Raw genomic sequence first — 20,737 nt, forward strand, 5'->3', positions numbered from 1 at the left:
GTCGCACCGGGCCTTGTGCCGTTGACGCACCCGTGAGTCACGCCGCTCGAATCACTCTCGTGCGACCCAACGCACGTTTCAAACTCTTGGAGTACAATGCGCGCCACCGTGATTTCGCTCATAAAAGGTGCGTCATGCAGCCCTTCGCTATTGCTCCTTCGATTCTGTCCGCCGATTTCGCCCGCCTGGGAGAGGAAGTCGACAACGTCCTGGCCGCTGGCGCCGACATCGTCCACTTCGACGTCATGGACAACCACTACGTCCCCAACCTGACGATCGGACCGATGGTCTGCGCGGCATTGCGCAAATACGGCATCACCGCGCCCATCGACGTTCACCTGATGGTCAGCCCGGTGGATCGCATCATCGGCGACTTCATCGAAGCCGGGGCAACCTTCATCACGTTCCACCCGGAAGCAACCCAGCACATCGACCGCTCTCTGCAACTGATCCGCGAAGGCGGCTGCAAGGCGGGTCTGGTGTTCAACCCGGCGACCCCGCTGAACCTGCTCGAATACGTCATGGACAAGGTCGACATGATTCTGCTCATGAGCGTCAACCCGGGCTTCGGCGGTCAGAAATTCATCCCCGGCACGATCAACAAGCTGCGCGAGGCCCGCGCACTCATTGACGCGTCCGGTCGCGACATCCGTCTGGAGATCGACGGCGGCGTCAACGTCAACAACATCCGCGAGATCGCCGCAGCCGGTGCCGACACCTTCGTCGCAGGCTCGGCCATTTTCAACGCGCCTGATTACCGCGAAGTCATTGCGAAGATGCACGCAGAACTGGCGTTGGCCCGTTGACCAGCGGCTTCGAGCAGCTGTTTCCGGGCCGACTGCCCAAGCTGATCATGTTCGACCTCGACGGCACGCTGGTCGACTCCGTGCCGGATCTGGCTGCAGCTGTGGATAAAACCTTGATCCAGCTTGGCCGGCCGCCGGCAGGAATCGAACGGGTACGTGACTGGATCGGCAACGGTGTGCGCGTGCTGGTACGCCGCGCGTTGGCGAACGGCATGGATCACACCGCCGTGGATGAAGAGTCCACGGAGGCTGCGCTGGCGATTTTCATGGAGGCCTACAGCGGCAGTCACGCGCTGACCAAGGTCTACCCTGGCGTGCGGGAAACCCTGAAATGGCTGCAGAAGATGGGCGTCGAGATGGCGCTGATTACCAACAAACCGGAGCGCTTTGTTGCGCCCTTGCTGGATGACCTGAAGCTCGGCCGGTTCTTTCGCTGGATCGTGGGGGGCGACACGCTGCCGCAGCAGAAACCCGACCCGGCGGCACTGTTCTTTGTCATGAAAATGGCCGGCGTACCGAGGTCGCAGTCACTGTTCGTGGGTGACTCGCGCAACGACGTGCTGGCGGCGAAAGCGGCGGGTGTGGCCTGTGTGGCGCTGAGTTACGGCTACAACCACGGACGCCCGATCGCGGAAGAGTCACCGGCACTGGTCATCGACGATTTGCGCATGCTGATTCCGGGCAGTTCTGCCGGTTGCTTAGCGCAAGGCGCTGAGATAACGTTGCCCGACCTCAAGTCTCCCTCCTTTAGAGAATCCATCGTGGTGGTCACTCGCAAACTCTGGATGAAAGTCATCAAGGCCTTGGCCCGCTGGCGTTGGCGCGCCTGACTTGAATCTGGCCGGAGCCCCGGCGCGTTTGCATCCCTGACCGTTTTCCCTCAGACCACGAGGCTGATATGACCCGCGAAGAATTCCTGCGTTTGGCCGCTGAAGGCTACAACCGCATTCCCCTTGCCTACGAAACCCTGGCCGACTTCGATACGCCGCTGTCGATCTATCTGAAGCTGGCTGACGAGCCCAACTCCTATCTGCTTGAGTCGGTGCAGGGCGGGGAGAAGTGGGGGCGTTATTCGATCATCGGGCTGCCATGCCGCACCGTCATGCGCGTGCATGACCATACCGTCAGCGTGACCCACGACGGCGTCGAGATCGAGCGCCTGGAAGTCAAAGACCCGCTGGACTTCGTCGAGACCTTCAAGGCCCGCTATAACGTTCCGACCATCGCCGGTCTGCCACGCTTCAATGGCGGCCTGGTGGGCTACTTCGGTTATGACTGCGTGCGTTATGTAGAGCCGCGTCTGGGCAAGTGCCCCAATCCTGATCCGTTGGGCGTGCCGGATATTCTGCTGATGGTGTCCGATGCCGTTGTGGTATTCGATAACCTGGCTGGCAAGATGCACGCGATCGTGCTGGTCGATCCGGCTGAGCCTGAAGCCTACGAAGATGGCCTGGCGCGACTCGAAGCGTTGATGGAGAAATTGCGCCAGCCGATCACGCCCCGTCGTGGGCTGGACCTGACCCGTCCGCAGGCGGCGGATCCGGTGTTCCGATCCAGCTTCACCCAGTCGGATTATGAAAAAGCCGTCGACACCATCAAGGAATACATCCTGGCGGGCGATTGCATGCAAGTCGTACCGTCCCAGCGCATGTCCATCGACTTCAGCGCCGCCCCGATCGACCTGTATCGCGCGCTGCGGTGCTTCAATCCGACGCCGTACATGTACTTCTTCAACTTCGGCGACTTCCATGTCGTCGGCAGTTCGCCGGAAGTGCTGGTGCGGGTCGAAGACAACTTGATCACCGTGCGCCCGATTGCCGGGACGCGTCCCCGTGGCGCCACCGAAGAAGAAGATCACGCGCTGGAAGTCGATCTGCTGTCCGATGACAAAGAGATTGCCGAGCACCTGATGCTCATCGATCTGGGACGCAACGACACTGGGCGCGTTTCGGAAGTCGGCTCGGTGAAGCTCACCGAGAAGATGGTCATCGAGCGTTATTCGAATGTCATGCACATCGTGTCCAACGTCACCGGTCAGCTGAAAAGCGGCCTGACGGCGATGGACGCGCTGCGGGCCATCTTGCCGGCGGGCACGTTGTCGGGCGCGCCGAAGATTCGTGCGATGGAAATCATCGACGAGCTGGAGCCGGTCAAGCGTGGTGTGTACGGCGGCGCCGTGGGCTACTTTGCCTGGAACGGCAACATGGACACCGCGATTGCCATTCGTACCGCGGTGATCAAGAACGGCGAGCTGCACGTGCAGGCCGGTGGCGGGATTGTCGCCGACTCTGTGCCAGCGCTGGAGTGGGAAGAAACCCTCAACAAGCGCCGCGCCATGTTCCGAGCGGTAGCCCTGGCGCAGCAGACGCCTGAGGCTTGATGGTTGGTCTGCTCATGAAAACGGCGCACGGGGCGCCGTTTTTTATGCCGAACACAAATCCGTTGTAGGAGTGAGCTTGCTCGCGAACGCTGATTCCGCGCAGCTAAATCTTTAGCGTGCTCAACGAAACCTTCGCGAGCAGGTGGAGCGCCACCCGGGCCGCTCCGACATGTTTTAAGTGCGTCAGAAATCCAGACTCACCGCCAGATTCACCCCTTGCTGCGTCACGTCATCGTTCTTGCGCCAGTTATAGCCCGCCCGCAGCGTCAGGTCCGGCGCCAGTTTCTGGCTCAGGCCCACGCTTGCACGATTCAGACTGCGCTGGGGGTCATAGCCTTTCAGATCAAAGTCCACGCCCGGCACGCTGTTCAGCGCGATGGTCACGTCCTGCTGATCGGTGTCGAACTCGCGCTCATGGGCCACTTCGCCAAACACTTGAGTCTGCGGCGTGACGTCGAACTTGCCTTGCAGCCCCGCGCCTAACCGTTTCGACTTGCGCGTCTGGTCGTCGTAATTAAGTGCCGTCGCGCGAGCACTGTTCTCCGAATAGCCATCGACATTGACATGGGAATAGTCGGCGCTCATGAACGGCGAGAAATGCCAGCGACTGCTTTGCTCGGCCAGATCAAAGCCCACGCGGCCACTGATTGCCCACAGGTCGCCGTCGGTGTCGCCTTTCTCCGCGCCTTCGCTGATGCCCAACGCGAACTTGCGCTTGAGGTTGTCGTAGTCGAGTTTTCCGCCCGAAGCTGCCAGGTCCGCCCACCAGTGTTGCGCCTGATATTGCACGAACGCGGTCGCGATATAGCTGTTGAGTTTGTAGTCCGAGTCCTTGGCACCGGCTTCGAGGGTTTGCCGGTAAGCGCCCGCAACCAGGCCGGCTCTCCAATCCTCGGCGAAGCGGTAGCTGCCACCCACTGTGAGATTGTAGCCATGACCGTCGCCGCTGGCGGAATTGCTTTGCGCGTCGAAATCCATTTTCTGACCGCCGCCGGCGACGATGGCGCGCCATTCACCAACGTTCTGCCAGTTGCCCCAGTCCGCCAGCCACTGACTGCGCAGTTCATCCTGCTGCGCGCGCAACGTACCGTTGGCCATTTCCGGCAGCAGGGTGGTCTCCCACGGTGCGGACAGAATCGAATACCCGTAATCGGCGATCAATCGCTGACCCGCCACGGTCGGATGCACGCCGTCGTTGAACAGCAGCTTGGTCGGATCCGGCGTCAGGCCGCCAATCCCGTAGACGCTGTTGGCGGTGCAGTTGTTGCCGTTGAAACAGGTGCCAACCAAGTTCTGATCGGCCGCCAGCCCGTAGCGCGCCGGGTCGGTCAGGACATCACGTATGAGCCCCGGGACATTGAGCGGAATGACTTCGGCATCGATTTGCCCCAGCCGATTGACCAACTGCTGGTTGAACACCCCGCTCAGCAACGTCGATGGCCCCTGTAATGGCGTGCCGAATACAGCGGGTGTGCGGCCGATGTCCGGCAGCAGCCAGACCATGATGTAACGCGCGCCGGCCTGGGACAGGATTTGTGCGCCGTTCGCCAGGTTGTTGGCAGCGTTGACGGCCTGTCCCGCACTCAGCACCCGGCCCTGAAGGAAGTCGTTGCCGCCCCCGGTCAGGTAGTAAAGGGCGTTCGGGTCAGCCCGCGAGCTGTTTTCAACCAGATAACCGGGTCGTGTCCGGAACACCGTCGTGACGCCCGTCGACGCATCGGTGTTGGCAACCTGTGATTGGGTGGTGATCGCCGCGAGGATCTGATCGGTCCGGTCGCCGCCCACGGCCCAGTTATTGCCGTCCGCCAACCCTTGCGCCGCGCGAACGGTGGAGGTCGACGCCTGCAAATCACCGGGCGCCACGCCAAGCATTCCGCCCAGCAACGTTGATGAGTTCAGACCGAATGCCTCTCCGCTGCCGTTCAGGTACGTCGGGCCGGTGCGGTTGGTGAAGCGCAAGGTGGCGCCCGGTGGTCCGCCCGCATCGGGGAACTGTCCGGCGTCGGCGAGGCTGTCGCCGAACACGATCATCGTTGAATAGGGGGAAGAGGCGGCCAGGGCCGAGGAGCAAGCGAGCGAGAGCAGGCAAGCCGCGAACGGCCAGCGCAGTGTGGCTTTGAGCATGGGGGCATCCCTTATTGTTTTAGTGCTGTACGAGAAGGTAGCAGCCGCGACACAAATCACCCACGATGCTGTGGCATTCACGGCAAATATTCTGTACCGCCTTCCACGCTGCAATCTGCACCTTGCGAGCGTTCAAATCCTGCCAATCGGCCTCTGGGCCGCGCCATCCGGGCACTGCGATATTGCGCGGCCTGCGGCGGTACGCTACTGTGCGGCAACGTATGAACGAGACCTTTCCTGTGTCGATTGTCAGCAGCTTCTTGATGCGCGTTATCAAGGGCCACGCCCGTTGGCGTTGGCGCGCCTGACTATTTCCCCCGCCGGCCCCGCCGGATCTGTATTGATACGCCTTCTGATGCCTCGGTTTTGCAGTGCCTCGCCGGAACCCCTCCTGCGATCCCTCTGCGTGCAACTGCGGTCAGAAAACAGAAGGCCACGTTAAAAGTCAGTCATTCAAAAGGTTAAGCACCATGCTGCTGATGATCGATAACTACGACTCCTTCACCTACAACGTCGTGCAGTACCTGGGCGAGCTGGGTGCCGACGTCAAAGTCATTCGCAACGACGAAATGACCGTCGCCGAAATCGAAGCCCTGAACCCCGAGCGCATTGTCGTTTCCCCCGGCCCGTGCACGCCGAACGAAGCCGGCGTGTCCATTGACGTGATCAAACACTTCGCTGGCAAGCTGCCCGTGCTCGGCGTCTGCCTGGGCCATCAGTCAATCGGCCAGGCGTTTGGCGGCGACGTGGTGCGTGCGCGCCAGGTCATGCACGGCAAGACCAGCGAGCTGATCCATGAAGACAAAGGCGTGTTCGAAGGCCTCAAGCATCCGCTGACAGTGACCCGCTATCACTCGCTGGTGGTCAAGCGCGAAACCCTCCCGGACTGCCTGGAATTAACCGCTTGGACTCAGCTCGAAGACGGCTCGGTCGATGAAGTCATGGGCCTGCGACACAAAACCCTTAACGTTGAGGGCGTTCAATTTCACCCTGAGTCGATTCTTTCCGAGCAGGGCCACGAGCTGTTCGCCAACTTCCTCAAGCAGACCGGCGGCACCCGTCAGGGTTAAGGGCAATTCGACATGGCAATGGATATCAAAACGGCGCTGGGCCGGGTTGTGAATCAACTGGACCTGAGCACCGATGAAATGCGCGACGTCATGCGCGAAATCATGACCGGCCAGTGCACACAGGCGCAGATCGGCGCATTCCTGATGGGCATGCGCATGAAGAGCGAAAGCATCGACGAAATCGTCGGTGCCGTGTCGGTCATGCGCGAGCTGGCGGATCAGGTACAGCTCAAGACGCTGGACGGCGTGGTCGACATCGTCGGCACCGGTGGCGATGGCGCGAACATCTTCAACGTCTCGACCGCCGCTTCATTTGTGATCGCGGCGGCCGGTTGCACGGTGGCCAAACACGGCAATCGCGCGGTCTCCGGCAAGAGCGGCAGCGCTGATCTACTGGAAGCCGCAGGCGTCTACCTGAACCTGACCCCAGTGCAAGTGGCGCGCTGCATCGACAGCGTCGGTATCGGCTTCATGTTCGCGCAAACCCATCATGGCGCCATGAAGCACGCCGCCGGGCCACGCAAGGAACTGGGCCTGCGGACCCTGTTCAACATGCTCGGTCCACTGACCAATCCTGCCGGCGTCAAGCATCAGGTGGTCGGCGTGTTCAGTCAGCCGCTGTGCCGGCCATTGGCCGAGGTGCTACTGCGCATGGGCAGCAAACACGTGCTGGTGGTGCATTCTCAGGATGGCCTGGACGAATTCAGCATCGCTGCGCCGACGTTTGTCGCGGAACTGAAGAACGGTGAGGTGACCGAATACTGGGTGCAGCCGGAAGATCTGGGCATGAAGAGCCAGAGCTTGTTCGGCCTGGTGGTCGACAGTCCGGCGCAGTCGCTGGAATTGATTCGCGACGCGTTGGGGCGGCGCAAATCCGAGCACGGCCAGAAAGCCGCTGAAATGATCGTGCTCAACGCCGGCGCCGCGCTTTACGCGGCTGACCATGCGTCGTCATTGAGAGAAGGCGTGGCCTTGGCCCACGACGCATTGCACACGGGCCTGGCCCGCGAGAAGCTGGAAGAACTGGGTGCCTTTACCGCGGTATTCAAGCAGGAGAATGAAGAATGAGCGTGCCGACGGTATTGGAAAAGATTCTGGCCCGAAAGGTCGAGGAAGTCGCTGCGCGCCGTGCCAGCGTCAGCCTCGCCGAGTTGGAAACCTTGGCCGCCGCAGCCGATGCGCCGCGTGGGTTCGCTAAAGCAATGATTGCTCAGGCCAAGCGCAAGCAGCCGGCCGTCATTGCAGAAATCAAGAAGGCTTCGCCGAGCAAAGGCGTGATCCGCGAAAACTTCCAGCCGGCGGAGATCGCCAAGAGCTACGAAGCGGGCGGGGCCACCTGTCTTTCTGTGCTCACTGACATTGATTTCTTTCAAGGCGCTGACGAGTATCTGAAGCAAGCCCGGGCGGCGTGCTCGCTGCCGGTGATCCGCAAGGACTTCATGATCGACCCGTATCAGATTGTCGAAGCGCGGGCATTGGGCGCCGATTGCATCCTGTTGATCGTATCGGCGCTGGATGATGTGAAGATGGCCGAGCTGGCATCGGTCGCCAAAGATGTCGGCCTCGACGTGCTGGTTGAAGTCCACGATGGCGACGAGCTGGAGCGGGCACTCAAAACCCTCGACACCCCGCTGGTGGGCGTCAACAACCGCAACTTGCACACGTTCGACGTCAGCCTGGAAACCACCCTCGACCTGCTGCCACGTATTCCCCGTGATCGGCTGGTCATTACCGAAAGCGGTATTTTCCACCGCGCCGATGTCGAGCTCATGGAAATCAGCGATGTCTATTCCTTCCTGGTGGGCGAGGCGTTCATGCGCGCCGAGAAGCCGGGCGTGGAACTGCAGAGACTGTTCTTCCCGGAGAAAGGCACGGCGATCAAGTCCGGCGGGCTGGACTGATCCAGGGTTGTAGGCCAGAAAGCCATCGCTCTTCGCGTCAGGAGGCAGCATGACCCTTCAGCTCTTGGAAACCTGCGTTGAAGCCGGCCTCAAGGCCGAGCAAGACCTCCTGGCGTCGGTGTGTGATGGCCACGCTGACAATGGCTTGCTGTTCTGGCGGCCTATTGATCGCGCGTTGGTTATGCCACGCCGGTTGAGTCGGCTTCCCGGCTTCACTGAAGCCAGCGAAACCCTCGCCGACAGTGGCTGGCCCGTCCTGTTGCGTGAAAGTGGCGGCGAGCCGGTGCCGCAATCTTCTTCAACCGTCAATGTGGCGCTCGTGTATGTCCAGCCGGACACCGATCTGGATCGCGACCGCATCGAAAATGCCTACATGCGCCTGTGTCAGCCGATCCTCGATACCCTGGGTGAGCTGGGCGGCGCTGCATCTCTGGGCGAAGTCGAAGGCGCTTTCTGCGACGGCCGCTTCAACGTCAACCTCAACGCTCGCAAGATGGTCGGTACCGCGCAGCGCTGGCGCCAGAGTCAGGGTGGCAAACGGCCGGTGGTGTTGGCCCATGCCGCGATGCTGCTGGATGACGAGCGCGTGGCAATGGTCAACGCGGTCAACCGCTTCAATGAGACCTGTGAGCTGGATCAACGATGCAAAGCAGAAAGCCATATTGCTTTGCATGAGCTATTTGACGCGCCGGATTTTCTAACCCGCCTGAGGGAACGATACGAACGCCTGCTCGCCCGGATCTGATTCCGCTGCGGGCATCGATCACGTCGTTAGCGGGTGCCGAACACCACCATGGTTTTGCCCCGGACATGCACCAGATTCTGCTCTTCGAGTGACTTGAGCACACGACCGACCATTTCTCGGGAACACCCCACGATACGGCCAATCTCCTGGCGGGTGATCTTGATCTGCATGCCATCGGGGTGGGTCATCGCGTCGGGCTGTTTGCATAGATCGAGCAAGCTGCGGGCAACGCGCCCGGTGACGTCCAGAAACGCCAGATCGCCGACCTTGCGCGTGGTGTTGCGCAGCCGTTCGGCGATCTGCGCACCGATGGCGTACATCAACTCAGGGTCATGCTGACTGAGCTCGCGGAATTTGGTGTAGCTGATTTCGGCCACTTCACATTCGGTTTTAGCACGCACCCAGGCGCTGCGCTGGGCGCCGGCGGCCGTCTGCTGAAACAGCCCCAGTTCGCCAAAGAAATCCCCGCTGTTCAGGTAGGCCACAATCATCTCGCGGCCTTCGTTGTCTTCGATCAGGATCGTCACCGAGCCCTTGATGATCAGGTATAGCGAGTCCGATTCTTCGCCTGCGCAAATGATGTTGCTCTTGGCCGGGCATCGTCGTCGCTGGGCGTGCGGCAGCAGTTTGTCGGCGATTTTCATCTTGTTCGGAGGAGGCACGGCGAGCATGGCTGTATCCCGTAAAAAACTGCGCCCTGAGGCATTCCTAGAGGTATCGGCAGTATTTCCGATTTGACGCAGTTCAACAGCGGCAATTAGCCTTTTTTTCAGACACTTCCTACATTTCGGTCGTTTTCGGGCATGTCCAGTCCACTCAGCGACGGTAGGGCCCTGTGCTAAGCTGGCCGCCATTTTTCAAGCATTGGAGTCCGGTTATGAAGGCGCGTATTCAATGGGCGGGTGAGTCGATGTTCCTCGGTGAGTCCGGCAGCGGCCATGTGGTCGTGATGGATGGCCCACCCGAAAGCGGCGGTCGCAACCTGGGTGTTCGCCCGATGGAAATGGTGCTGATTGGCTTGGGTGGCTGCAGCAACTACGACGTGGTCAGCATCCTCAAGAAAGCCCGTCAGCCCATCGAAAGCTGCGAGGCGTTTCTGGAAGCAGAGCGCGCCAGCGAAGATCCTAAGGTGTTCACCAAGATCCACCTGCACTTTGTGGTTAAAGGACGCGGTCTGAAAGAAACGCAGGTCAAGCGTGCGATCGAGTTGTCGGCCGAGAAATACTGCTCGGCATCGATCATGCTGGGTAATGCGGGCGTCGAAATCACCCACGATTACGAGATCATCGAACTGGGCTGAGCAACGCTCAATTTTCACAAAAGCGGTGCAGGCTATGGCATGCGACTTCTGACGTCTGCATAATGCGCCCCTTTTTCAGGGCGCGACCGCCGGATAGCCGGCTCGCCTCCGACCAGACAACCAAAATCGCCAACGCGAAGAGGTGTTAACCGTCCTACGCAGCTGAGCCGGGCTCAGTTGACGGGCATGCTTGATCACGCGGCCAGCGCCGCACCCATATAGAGAGTTTTTAACGGTGAAAAGCAAACTCAAGCTCCACGGGTTCAATAACCTGACCAAGACCTTGAGCTTCAACATCTATGACATCTGCTATGCGGAAACCCCGCAAGACCAGCAGGCTTACGTCGAGTACATCAACAGCGTGTACGACGCCGAACGCCTGACGCGGATTCTCACCGATGTCGTCGATATCATTGGCGCGAACATCCTGAACATCGCGCGTCAGGACTATGACCCACAAGGCGCCAGTGTGACCATTCTGATCTCCGAGCAGCCGGTCACGCCGACTGACAGCCAGATCGAAGAATCGCCGGGTCCGCTCCCGGAAACAATCCTCGCGCACCTGGACAAGAGCCACATCACGGTTCACACCTATCCTGAAATCCATCCCGTAGACGGCATCGCCACCTTCCGAGTGGACATCGACGTGTCGACCTGCGGCGTGATCTCGCCGTTGAAAGCGCTGAACTACCTGATCCACAAGTTCGAGTCCGACATCGTGACCGTCGACTATCGTGTGCGCGGTTTCACCCGTGACGTCGAAGGCAAGAAGCACTTCATCGACCACGAGATCAACTCGATCCAGAATTACCTTTCCGACGACACCCGCGACAGCTACCAGATGACTGACGTGAACGTGTACCAGGAAAACCTGTTCCACACGAAAATGCTGCTCAAGCAGTTCGAGCTGGACAACTACCTGTTCGGTGACGCCACCAGCAATCTCTCCGCTGAGCAGCGCGAGCAGGTGACTGGTCGCGTGAAGCACGAGATGCTCGAAATCTTCTACGGCCGCAACATGCCGGTCTAAGGTTTCAGCGGTACAAAAAAAGGCGCCTCTAAAGGCGCCTTCTTTGTATCTGGCTTTCAACGATAATCGGGCTCCGTAATAACAGCCCGAAATCGCAGTTTCGGTCAGATCCTGTAGGTGGTCTTGGTCATGACTTTGGCGATCAGGCTCATGCCGAATTTCACCGGCGCCGGAAAGCGGAATCCGCCTGCCTCGATCGCGCTTTCGGCGTGTTGCTCCTCGTCGGCACACATCTGTTTGAGAATCGCACGGGACTTCTCGTCCTCGACCGGCAATTGCTCCAGATGCTCATTCAAATGCTTGCAGACTTGATCTTCCGTCGCGGCAACAAAGCCCAGGCTGATCCGATCACTGATCAAGCCCGCCACTGCGCCGATGCCGAACGAAGCGCCGTAGAACAGCGGGTTGAGCACACTGGTATGACTGCCCAACTGATGAATGCGTTGCTCGCACCACACCAGGTGGTCGATTTCTTCCTCGGCGGCGTGCTCCATGGCTTTGCGCACCTGAGGCAGTTTCGCGGTAAGCGCCTGCCCCTGATACAACGCCTGAGCACAGACTTCGCCGGTGTGATTAATGCGCATGAGCCCGGCGACATGTCGGGTGTCGGTCTCATTCATCTTGATATCGGGTTGAACAATGGCAGGCGAGGGACGGTGTGCGTGCGCGCTGACGGGCAGCAGCGTCTTCATCGCAGCGTCGGCCTGAAGCAGAAAACGGTCGATAGGGGAGTAGTGACGTTCGGTAGCCATGGGCGCCTCCGGGTAAATCCACGATGGCCAGTCTACCGCAAACGATGAAGCCGGGCTTGTCCGGCGTCAGCCCGCCGAGGCGCAAGGCACGCACTCGGCAGGTCGATAGAATCCGAACGCGGTGACTCAGCCCGGCGGCCAGTTCATCTGGCGCTGACCCAGCACGTGCATGTGAATGTGATAAACGGTCTGCCCGCCTTTCTCGTTGGTGTTCATGACCACGCGAAAGCCGTCCTCGCAACCCAGTTCTTTCGCCAGGCGCTGCGCCGTGAACAGGATATGGCCCAGCAGCCCTTTATCGTCTTCAGTCACGTCGTTGAGGGTGGCGATCGGCTTCTTCGGAATGACCAGAAAATGCACTGGCGCCTGTGGGGCGATGTCGTGAAAGGCCAGCACTTGATCATCTTCGTAGATGATCTTCGCCGGGATTTCGCGGTTGATGATCTTGGTGAACAAAGTATCCACAGCCTTCTTGCTCCGTTTCGAGGGGGATGAAGGCAGTGTACTGAGCGTCCCGGGTCACGCCCAGCCGTTTGTTGCGACGGGTCGCGTCAGACTGACGTACGAGATTTGAGAATCGAGCCCCAGAGTTTTCGCGTCATCCAGCGGCTCGCAAACCGAGGAACCCGCGTGAGCAGCCTGTTAGGCCAACCGGGAATGATCACCGCACGGTTCTTGTCCAGTGCGCGTACCGTGTACAGCGCAACTTCCTCGGCGGTCATGTGTTTGTCGTGGGTGAACTTACCGGCGTCCAGCTGTGCGGTGCGGAAAAACGCCGTTCGCGTCGGCCCGGGGCACAACACCGAAACCTTCACGCCGGTTTTATGCAGCTCCTCGCGAAGCCCTTCGGAAAAATGCAGTACATACGCTTTGCTCGCGGCGTAGGTGCTCATCCACGGCCCTGGTTGAAATCCCATGATCGAAGCAACGTTGAGAATCTGACCGCCGCCTTGGACCGCCATCAAGTTGCCAACCGTGTGACACAGCCGCGTCAATGCGAGCACATTAAGATCGAGCAGGTCCTGCTCTTGCGCCCACTCTTGAGCGAGAAAAGGCCCGCTGTTGCCGATGCCCGCGCAGTTGACCAACAAATCGATGCTTTGCGCGCCCTCTTCGAGCTCTAGCAGAAAGCCCGAGAGGCGCAGCGGTTCACCCAGATCGCAGGCGCGGAACAGCACCTCGACGCCAAACCGTTGGGTGAACTCAAGTGCAATGCTTTCGAGCATCTCCCGGTGCCTGGCCACCAGAATAAGGTTGCGACCCCGGCGGGCGAGGGCTTCTGCCATCGCCAGGCCAATACCGCTGGATGCCCCTGTGACCATGGCGTAACGGGTCATGCAATTCTCCAGTGTTTGTAGCTCGTATTGAGACAGCGTCCTTGCTGCCAGATAGTTATTGGTCGTCGTTGCTGTCGGACGAGTCACCAATATCTACAGGATCAACGGGGACGGTCGGTTGTTCCGCGTCATTGGTGTCATTGGTGTCATCGTCGTAGGGCAATGCTTGTTCGTATGCGCTGGTGGTGGCTTCAACTTCTTCCTGAATGGTTTTCAGGCCACCCATCACCCCAGCCACGATCGCCAGCGCCAGTACCACAAGCCAGATCACTGCGAGGGCTTTGACGCGTGGCGTATTGGCGGGCGGCGGCGGACCATACTGATTAGGGCCTGTGCTACCGGGCACGGCCATCATCACAATTGGAAAGAAGCTGCCCACCACCGGCACCAGATTCAGCAGCAGCAACCAGGCCGACATACCGGCGTCATGCAGGCGCTGGGCGCCGATCTGGACACTGATGACGACAAACGCGACGAACGCGACGGTGCCCAGCAGCCCTCCCGCCACGAGCGAGACGCTGAGAACGCCGACACACAGGGCGGCGACCAGTATGGCCACGCCCACCAGCGCCATGCTCCACGCCAGATAGCGCAGACGGCCGATCCGCCCCTGAGTGGTAAACACCTTTAATTCGCCGACGGCGGGCCAGTCTTGTGCAACCGGTGTGCGCGGCGGCGCGTAGGGCGATGTCGCGGGTTCGAAGTATGGACGCTGGGGCGCGTGTTCAACGACTTCTTCAAGGCTCAGTGATACCGGCTCCTCAGGCTCGATACGGCCTTCGACACCCGCATCGTTCAGCGCCGCGAGATAACGCTGCGCGTCGTCCCGCGTCAGACTGCGCTTGATGGTCACCGGGTTGCCGGTGAATAGACGATCAACGCCGGAAACGTCGGTCTTGAACAGCTGCGCCAGGTTCAGGCGCGCTGTTTCCAGCTCAACACCTGTCCGCAACTGTCCCTCGAAAACGATCTTGAAGTGCTCCGCCATGCTGGCTTCCTTGTCTTTTGAGTTCATACGATGTGAGCAGTGCGCGTCAGAACGGTTTGACGACTACCAGAATGACCACAGCCAGCAGGATCAACACCGGTATCTCGTTGAACCAGCGATAGAACACATGGCTGCGGCCTGGTTCTCCGCGCGCGAAGCGTTTGACCTGAGCGCCGCACACGTGGTGATAGCCAATCAGCAGGACGACCAGGGTGAGCTTGGCATGCAACCAGCCTTGCTGCAGGAAACCCGGGGCCAGGACGATCAGCCAGATACCGAATACCAGTGTGGCGATCATCGAGGGAATCATGATGCCCCGGTACAACTTGCGCTCCATGGTGCAGAAACGCTCGCGGCTAACCGAGTCTTCGCTCATGGCGTGATAGACGAACAACCGCGGAAGATAGAACAGGGCTGCGAACCAGCACACCATGGCGACGATATGCAGGGCTTTGATCCAGAGATAGAGCATTTTGGTTTGTTTCCAGGAACACGGTGCCAAATAGTAGTGGCTTCGGCGCCCGTACGTCACGTTCGCGGTTGTCCCATTGGCAATCGACCCATATGATCAGCGGCTTTCCACTGGTTTCGTTGAGGGGCAGGTTATGGTCAAGGTCGGTATCGTCGGCGGTACGGGTTACACCGGCGTCGAGTTGTTGCGTCTTCTGGCGCAACACCCGGAGGCTGAAGTGGTTGCGATCACCTCGCGCTCCGAGGCAGGTCTGCCTGTCGCTGACATGTATCCAAACCTGCGCGGTCACTATGACGGTCTGGCATTCAGTGTGCCGGACGTCAAGGTGCTTGGCGCCTGCGACGTGGTGTTCTTCGCCACGCCTCACGGTGTCGCACATGCGTTAGCGGGCGAGTTGCTCGCCGCTGGCACCAAGGTCATCGACCTCTCCGCCGATTTCCGTCTGCAAGATCCGGTCGAGTGGGCCAAGTGGTACAACCAGCCCCATGGTGCACCGGAGCTGCTCGACGAGGCGGTATACGGCCTGCCGGAAGTCAACCGCGAGCACATCAAAGGCGCACGCCTGATTGCGGTGCCGGGTTGCTATCCCACCGCCACTCAGCTGGGCTTTCTGCCGCTGCTCGAAGCGGGCCTTGCTGATGCATCACGATTGATCGCCGACTGCAAATCGGGTGTCAGTGGTGCAGGTCGCGGCGCCAGTGTGGGCTCGCTGTATTCCGAAACCAGCGAGAGCTTCAAGGCTTATTCCGTTAAAGGGCATCGCCATCTTCCCGAAATCACCCAAGGGCTGCGTCGTGCAGCCGGCGGCGATGTCGGGCTGACGTTCGTGCCGCACCTGACGCCGATGATCCGCGGCATTCACGCCACGTTGTACGCGACCGTCGTCGACAGGTCGGTCGATCTGCAGGCGTTGTTTGAAAAACGCTATGCCAATGAGCCATTCGTGGACGTGATGCCCGTCGGCAGCCATCCGGAAACCCGCAGCGTACGTGGAGCCAACGTCTGCCGCATGGCTGTGCACCGTCCGCAGGATGGCGATCTGGTGGTGGTGCTGTCGGTCATCGACAATCTGGTCAAAGGCGCTTCGGGCCAGGCCGTGCAGAACATGAATATCATGTTTGGCCTCGATGAGCGCCTGGGGCTGTCCCACGCGGGGATGTTGCCTTAACAGCGCCAGGTCGTACGCCTCAGGTTGCAAGCCGATAGCTGGCTGTTTCTTGCAGCTTGTCGCTTGCGGCTTGTGGCTGCCGTGACAATAGTTGACCAATTTTCTAGGAGAAGCGGATAATGCGCGACATTACGCATTATGACGGCTTAGCGCCGGGAGATTTTGAGCATGAGCGTTGAATCCTTCACCCCTGTGGCTTTGGAATTCACCCACGGTGCCGCGCACAAGGTGAAAACTCTGGTCGATGAAGAGGGCAATGACCGCCTGAAGCTCCGCGTCTTCGTGACCGGTGGCGGTTGTTCCGGCTTTCAGTACGGCTTCACGTTTGATGAAGACGTCGCCGAAGATGACACGATTGTTGAGCGCGAGGGTGTCAGCCTGGTGGTTGACCCCATGAGCTTCCAGTACCTGGCAGGTGCGGAAGTGGATTATCAGGAGGGTCTGGAAGGCTCTCGCTTCGTAATCAAGAATCCTAACGCCGCGACTACTTGCGGCTGCGGCTCTTCGTTTTCGATCTGATCCAACCGTCGCACACAAAAACGCCGCGCATTTGCGCGGCGTTTTGCATGGCGGGCGTTGCACTTAGGCTGGGTAGATTGCGCCCAGAACTCGCAACCCTTTGGCCCCGGTCACGCTCGGACGGTTGGCGGGTACGCTTTCCAGTGCGCAATGGGCAAGCCAGGCGAACGCCATTGCTTCCACCCAATCAGGATCAACGCCAAATTCCGCTGTGCTTGTGACCTTTGTTGCCGGCAGCAGCGCCGCCAGTCGATCCATCAATGCCTTGTTGTGAGCGCCGCCACCGCAGACCAGCAGCTCTTTGGTCTGCGCCTGTGCCGATTGCAGCGACTCGGTAATGCTCAATGCGGTGACTTCCAGAAGTGTAGCCTGCACGTCTTCGGGTCTCAGCGTTGGCATCTGGAACAAATGGTGATGAACCCAGCCAAGGTTGAACACTTCACGGCCGGTGCTTTTAGGGCCCTTGGTCTGGAAGAACTGATCACTGAGCATGGACTTGAGCAGCGCATCATTGACTGTTCCACTCGCGCCCCACGCGCCATCGCGGTCATAGCTTACGCCCCGCTGTGCTTGTATCCACGCGTCGAGCAACACGTTGCCAGGACCTGAATCGAACCCGGAAACCGGTTTGTCGATCTCGATCAAGCTGAGGTTGCTGAAACCACCGACGTTGAGTACGGCGCGGTAGTCCTTGTTATCGTCGAACAACGCTTCGTGGAATGCCGGAACCAGCGGCGCGCCCTGTCCACCTGCAGCGATATCGCGCTTGCGGAAGTCACTGACAACGGTGATGCCGGTCATTTCGGCGAGCAGGGCAGGGTTGCCAATCTGAATGGTGAAGCCACGGGCTGGTTCGTGGCGAATCGTCTGGCCGTGGCTGCCAATCGCGCGGATTTCGCCGGCTGACACGTTCTGCTGATCCAGCAGGGCCAGTACGCCTTGAGCCGCGAGATGAACCCATTTCTGCTCGGCGATGCCGGCACGGGCCAGCTCATCCGGACCGCTGGCGCATAGCCCCAGCAGTTCGGCGCGAAGATCGTCCGGCATGGGAATGTAGTAGGTGCCGAGCAAACGTGGTCGGTCATCCTGTTCTAACAGCGCGAAGTCGAGTCCATCCAGACTGCTTCCGGACATTACACCTACATATAAAGTCATGGGTCAGCGCTTACTCGAGGCCAGCATGGTGGCCTTTTCCTGGTCCATGCGAGCCATCAAAGGTTGGCTCTCCTGCATGAACCGCTGTTTTTCGGACTTGGCGATCGGGTCAGCCATCGGCAGCTTCTGCCCCAACGGGTCGACATGAACGCCGTTTACCTGAAACTCGTAATGAACATGAGGACCCGTGGACAGGCCGGTGGTTCCAATATAGCCAATGACTTGGCCCTGCTTGACGCTGGATCCGGACTGAATACCCTTGGCAAAACCCTGCATGTGGCCGTACAGCGTCCGGTAGGTCTCACCGTGCTGAATGATCACGGTATTGCCGTAGCCGCCGCGCCGACCGGCAAGAATGACTTTGCCGTCGCCGGTCGCCTTGATTGGCGTACCACGAGGTGCAGCGTAGTCGATGCCTTGGTGGGCGCGAATCTTGTTCAGGATCGGGTGTTTGCGACCGGATGAAAACAGCGAGCTGATGCGGGCGAATTCGACTGGAGTACGGATGAATGCCTTACGCATGCTGTTGCCATCGGCGGTGTAGTAGTTGGTGTTGCCTTGCTTGTTCGTATAACGCACTGCGGTATAAGTCTTGCCACGGTTTACAAAGCGCGCCGAAAGAATATTGCCCGTACTGACCGTCTTGCCGTTGACGACCTTTTGCTCGTAAATGACATCGAATTCGTCACCTTTGCGGATATCCTGGGTGAAGTCGACGTCGTAGCCAAAGATGTTTGCCATCTCCATGGTCATGGTATGGCTGAGGCCTGCACGCTGGGCGGATTGCGACAGCGAGTTGTTGATCATGCCGTGCACATAGGCAGTGCGAACATTGGGTTTGCTTACGTCACGGGTAAACGTGTAGCCCTTGTCTGTCCGGGACAAGCTGATGCTTTCTGTCTCGCTCAGCTTGCTGTGCAGCTGCTTAAGGCTGCCTTCAGGCGACAGTTCGAACTGCAGAACCTGGCCGTTTTTCAACTGGCTGAATTGCTTAGCTTGTTTGTTGCTGGCAATAACGTCATGCACTGCCGTTGCGGGTAAGCCGACTTTGCCGAACAGCGTCGACAGCGTATCGCCTTTCGATACCACCACTTCCCGGTGGGTGGGACCTTTGGCAGTGGCAACCTCTTTCGGCGCAGCCTTTGTGTCGGTGGAGGGCTTCGCTGTTTCAGTCGGCTCAGTCGCATCACCTTCGATCTGGGCGAAGGGAGAATCTACCGGCGCCTCTGTGGCTTGAGTCTGTTCTTGAGCGTCTTGTTCTTGCTCGATCTGATCAGCGGGCGTGTCCAGTTCAAGAGCAAGGTTTGTTCGTTTGGCTTCGACGTCACTGGATGGGAATACGAGGAGAGCCAGGCTGAGCAGTGCGGCGATACCGCTGGCTGCTAGCAGGTGGCTCTTCGGATAAAGCGGTGGCGCTTTAGGCGGAGTGTCGGTCATAGGTAATTTTGACTTTGAAAAAAGATGAAATGGAAAAGATGAATGACATGATGAAGATGAAATAACTGTATAAAATATAACCAAATCTCGCCTGAGGCAAGCTTGCGATCGGCTCGCTCCGCGATTCGTCGAGCACCTATTGTCAGAACTTGTATTTGAGCGCTGATCTTGTATGGTTGTTTCCCTTTGAAATAAGGCATTACGGGGCGGTTATGAAGTCGGTTGAAGAGCAGCTAGCGCTGATCAAGCGCGGTGCAGATGAACTCCTGGTCGAGGCCGAGCTGATCACAAAGCTCAAGCGTGGGCAGCCACTTCGCATCAAGGCCGGTTTTGATCCAACCGCGCCCGACCTGCACCTCGGGCACACAGTGCTAATTAATAAGCTGCGTCAATTCCAGGATCTCGGGCATCAGGTGATTTTCCTGATTGGCGATTTCACCGGGATGATCGGCGATCCAAGCGGCAAGAGCGCTACCCGTCCCCCGCTTACGCGCGAGCAAGTGCTCGACTATGCCGAGACCTATAAAGCTCAGGTCTTCAAGATTCTGGATCCGGCCAAAACCGAGGTGGCCTTCAATTCCACCTGGATGGACCAGCTGAGCCCCGCTGACTTCATTCGGCTTTCTTCCCAATACACCGTTGCCCGTATGCTTGAGCGTGATGACTTCGACAAGCGTTACAAGTCGAACCAGTCGATCGCCATCCACGAATTCCTTTATCCGCTGGTGCAGGGTTACGACTCGGTTGCCTTGCGCGCGGACGTCGAGCTGGGTGGCACCGATCAGAAATTCAACTTGCTGATGGGGCGCGAGCTTCAGCGCGCCTATGGTCAGGAGGCTCAGTGTGTTCTGACGATGCCGTTGCTGGAAGGGTTGGACGGCGTCAAGAAGATGTCCAAGTCCCTGGGTAACTATGTAGGTATCCAGGAAGCGCCCGGCATTATGTACAGCAAGCTCGTCTCCATCCCTGATGCGCTGATGTGGCGCTACTTTGAGCTGCTGAGCTTCCGCTCCATGGAAGAGATCGCTGCCTTTAAGGCGGATTGCGAAGCCGGGGCGAATCCGCGCGACATCAAGATCAAGCTTGCCGAAGAGATTGTTGCCCGCTTCCATGGTGAAGAGGCTGCAGCTTCTGCCCATCGCTCTGCAGGCAATCGCATGAAGGATGGGGAGCTTCCGGAAGATCTTCCGGAGATCGAGCTGGCTGCTTCCGAAGACATGCCGATTGCTGCCGTCCTTAATAAGGCGGGGCTGGTAAAGAACTCGGCAGTCGCTCGCGACCTGCTGGCATCCGGCGGCGTGCGTATAGATGGTGAGGTGGTAGAGCGCGGGTTTGTATTCAAGCTGGGGGCGACCCATGTTTGCCAGGCCGGGAAGAAGGCGTTCGGGCGGATTACACTTCGTTTGGAATAAAGTTCAAATAAGTGCTTGACGCTCCTCTGGATCTGTCTATAATTCGCCCCACTTCCGGCGCAGACGAAACGGAAAACTCCTTGATAATCAAAGAGTTGGACGAAGTAAGCAGCGAGGAATGCTTCGGTTCAGATGCTTGAA

21 protein-coding genes are annotated in these 20,737 nt (G+C 59.2%); 12 read left to right on the plus strand and 9 right to left on the minus strand.

The genetic code is table 11. The features are described 5' to 3' along the window. The first annotated feature begins 134 nt into the window (after positions 1–134). The 3 genes from rpe (at position 135) to trpE (ending at position 3,186) form a co-directional block, all read left to right on the plus strand. Positions 135–806 (plus strand): ribulose-phosphate 3-epimerase, encoded by a 672-nt coding sequence (gene rpe, locus ACYASU_RS26080; RefSeq protein ID WP_122536580.1) that lies wholly within the window; start codon positions 135–137, stop codon positions 804–806. Further along, positions 803–1,636, plus strand: coding sequence for a phosphoglycolate phosphatase (locus ACYASU_RS26085; protein WP_463584536.1), 834 nt, complete (start codon positions 803–805; stop codon positions 1,634–1,636). The genes rpe and ACYASU_RS26085 overlap by 4 nt, the downstream gene beginning before the upstream one ends. Positions 1,637–1,704: 68 nt before the next feature. Then, positions 1,705–3,186, plus strand: a complete 1,482-nt coding sequence (gene trpE, locus ACYASU_RS26090; protein WP_423573463.1) for an anthranilate synthase component I — start codon at positions 1,705–1,707, stop codon at positions 3,184–3,186. Positions 3,187–3,369: 183 nt separating this feature from the next. On the opposite strand, the gene estP is transcribed toward trpE, so the two are convergent. Continuing rightward, the gene (estP, locus tag ACYASU_RS26095; RefSeq protein WP_463584537.1) at positions 3,370–5,310 is read right to left on the minus strand and encodes an esterase EstP; all 1,941 of its coding nucleotides are present in this window, start codon (positions 5,308–5,310) and stop codon (positions 3,370–3,372) included. A 470-nt stretch (positions 5,311–5,780) separates the two neighbouring features. On the opposite strand from estP, the gene ACYASU_RS26100 reads away from it, so the two are divergent. From ACYASU_RS26100 to ACYASU_RS26115, 4 genes are read left to right on the plus strand one after another with little or no spacing between them, the layout of a single operon-like run. Further along, entirely contained in the window at positions 5,781–6,380 is a 600-nt protein-coding gene (locus ACYASU_RS26100; RefSeq protein ID WP_282372476.1) for an aminodeoxychorismate/anthranilate synthase component II, read from the plus strand. Positions 6,381–6,398: 18 nt separating this feature from the next. After that, positions 6,399–7,448 (plus strand): anthranilate phosphoribosyltransferase, encoded by a 1,050-nt coding sequence (gene trpD, locus ACYASU_RS26105; protein ID WP_463584548.1) that lies wholly within the window; start codon positions 6,399–6,401, stop codon positions 7,446–7,448. After that, entirely contained in the window at positions 7,445–8,281 is an 837-nt protein-coding gene (gene trpC / locus ACYASU_RS26110; protein WP_192173089.1) for an indole-3-glycerol phosphate synthase TrpC, read from the plus strand. The genes trpD and trpC overlap by 4 nt, the downstream gene beginning before the upstream one ends. Before the next feature lie 49 nt (positions 8,282–8,330). Then, positions 8,331–9,026 (plus strand): lipoate--protein ligase family protein, encoded by a 696-nt coding sequence (locus tag ACYASU_RS26115; RefSeq protein ID WP_463584538.1) that lies wholly within the window; start codon positions 8,331–8,333, stop codon positions 9,024–9,026. Positions 9,027–9,052: 26 nt separating this feature from the next. On the opposite strand, the gene crp is transcribed toward ACYASU_RS26115, so the two are convergent. Then, on the minus strand, positions 9,053–9,697 hold the full coding sequence (gene crp / locus ACYASU_RS26120; protein WP_346627132.1) for a cAMP-activated global transcriptional regulator CRP: 645 nt from the start codon (positions 9,695–9,697) through the stop codon (positions 9,053–9,055). Positions 9,698–9,903: 206 nt separating this feature from the next. Here crp and ACYASU_RS26125 point away from each other — a divergent pair, with 206 nt between their 5' ends. Together ACYASU_RS26125 and speD are read left to right on the plus strand one after the other, a co-directional pair. Further along, complete coding sequence (locus ACYASU_RS26125; protein ID WP_192173086.1) at positions 9,904–10,326, plus strand: OsmC family protein; 423 nt, start codon at positions 9,904–9,906, stop codon at positions 10,324–10,326. Between the two features lie 235 nt (positions 10,327–10,561). Next, positions 10,562–11,356, plus strand: a complete 795-nt coding sequence (gene speD / locus ACYASU_RS26130; protein WP_037019204.1) for an adenosylmethionine decarboxylase — start codon at positions 10,562–10,564, stop codon at positions 11,354–11,356. A 104-nt stretch (positions 11,357–11,460) separates the two neighbouring features. Here the strand turns inward: speD and coq7 are convergent, their stop codons facing one another. The 5 genes from coq7 to hemJ form a co-directional block, all read right to left on the minus strand. Continuing rightward, positions 11,461–12,108 (minus strand): 2-polyprenyl-3-methyl-6-methoxy-1,4-benzoquinone monooxygenase, encoded by a 648-nt coding sequence (gene coq7, locus ACYASU_RS26135; RefSeq protein ID WP_282372473.1) that lies wholly within the window; start codon positions 12,106–12,108, stop codon positions 11,461–11,463. 126 nt (positions 12,109–12,234) lie between these two features. Further along, a complete protein-coding gene (locus tag ACYASU_RS26140) occupies positions 12,235–12,573 on the minus strand; it encodes a histidine triad nucleotide-binding protein (protein ID WP_065991361.1) in 339 nt (112 codons plus the stop codon). 86 nt (positions 12,574–12,659) lie between these two features. Continuing rightward, a complete protein-coding gene (locus ACYASU_RS26145; protein ID WP_463584539.1) occupies positions 12,660–13,445 on the minus strand; it encodes an SDR family NAD(P)-dependent oxidoreductase in 786 nt (261 codons plus the stop codon). Between the two features lie 55 nt (positions 13,446–13,500). Next, a complete protein-coding gene (locus ACYASU_RS26150; RefSeq protein WP_463584540.1) occupies positions 13,501–14,433 on the minus strand; it encodes a DUF805 domain-containing protein in 933 nt (310 codons plus the stop codon). 46 nt (positions 14,434–14,479) lie between these two features. After that, entirely contained in the window at positions 14,480–14,905 is a 426-nt protein-coding gene (hemJ, locus tag ACYASU_RS26155; RefSeq protein ID WP_192173082.1) for a protoporphyrinogen oxidase HemJ, read from the minus strand. A gap of 133 nt (positions 14,906–15,038) precedes the next feature. Between hemJ and argC the strand changes: the two genes are divergently transcribed. Together argC and erpA are read left to right on the plus strand one after the other, a co-directional pair. Further along, positions 15,039–16,073, plus strand: coding sequence for an N-acetyl-gamma-glutamyl-phosphate reductase (argC, locus tag ACYASU_RS26160; RefSeq protein WP_463584541.1), 1,035 nt, complete (start codon positions 15,039–15,041; stop codon positions 16,071–16,073). A gap of 168 nt (positions 16,074–16,241) precedes the next feature. Further along, positions 16,242–16,592 (plus strand): iron-sulfur cluster insertion protein ErpA, encoded by a 351-nt coding sequence (gene erpA, locus ACYASU_RS26165; protein ID WP_122536594.1) that lies wholly within the window; start codon positions 16,242–16,244, stop codon positions 16,590–16,592. Positions 16,593–16,655: 63 nt separating this feature from the next. Here the strand turns inward: erpA and ACYASU_RS26170 are convergent, their stop codons facing one another. Both ACYASU_RS26170 and ACYASU_RS26175 read right to left on the minus strand, forming a co-directional pair. Then, a complete protein-coding gene (locus tag ACYASU_RS26170; protein WP_463584542.1) occupies positions 16,656–17,747 on the minus strand; it encodes an anhydro-N-acetylmuramic acid kinase in 1,092 nt (363 codons plus the stop codon). A gap of 3 nt (positions 17,748–17,750) precedes the next feature. After that, positions 17,751–19,184, minus strand: a complete 1,434-nt coding sequence (locus ACYASU_RS26175; protein ID WP_463584543.1) for a peptidoglycan DD-metalloendopeptidase family protein — start codon at positions 19,182–19,184, stop codon at positions 17,751–17,753. 212 nt (positions 19,185–19,396) lie between these two features. Here ACYASU_RS26175 and tyrS point away from each other — a divergent pair, with 212 nt between their 5' ends. After that, entirely contained in the window at positions 19,397–20,596 is a 1,200-nt protein-coding gene (tyrS, locus tag ACYASU_RS26180; protein ID WP_346627126.1) for a tyrosine--tRNA ligase, read from the plus strand. Positions 20,597–20,737 lie beyond the last annotated feature (141 nt).

The organism is Pseudomonas sp. HP_12 (genome assembly GCF_055283955.1).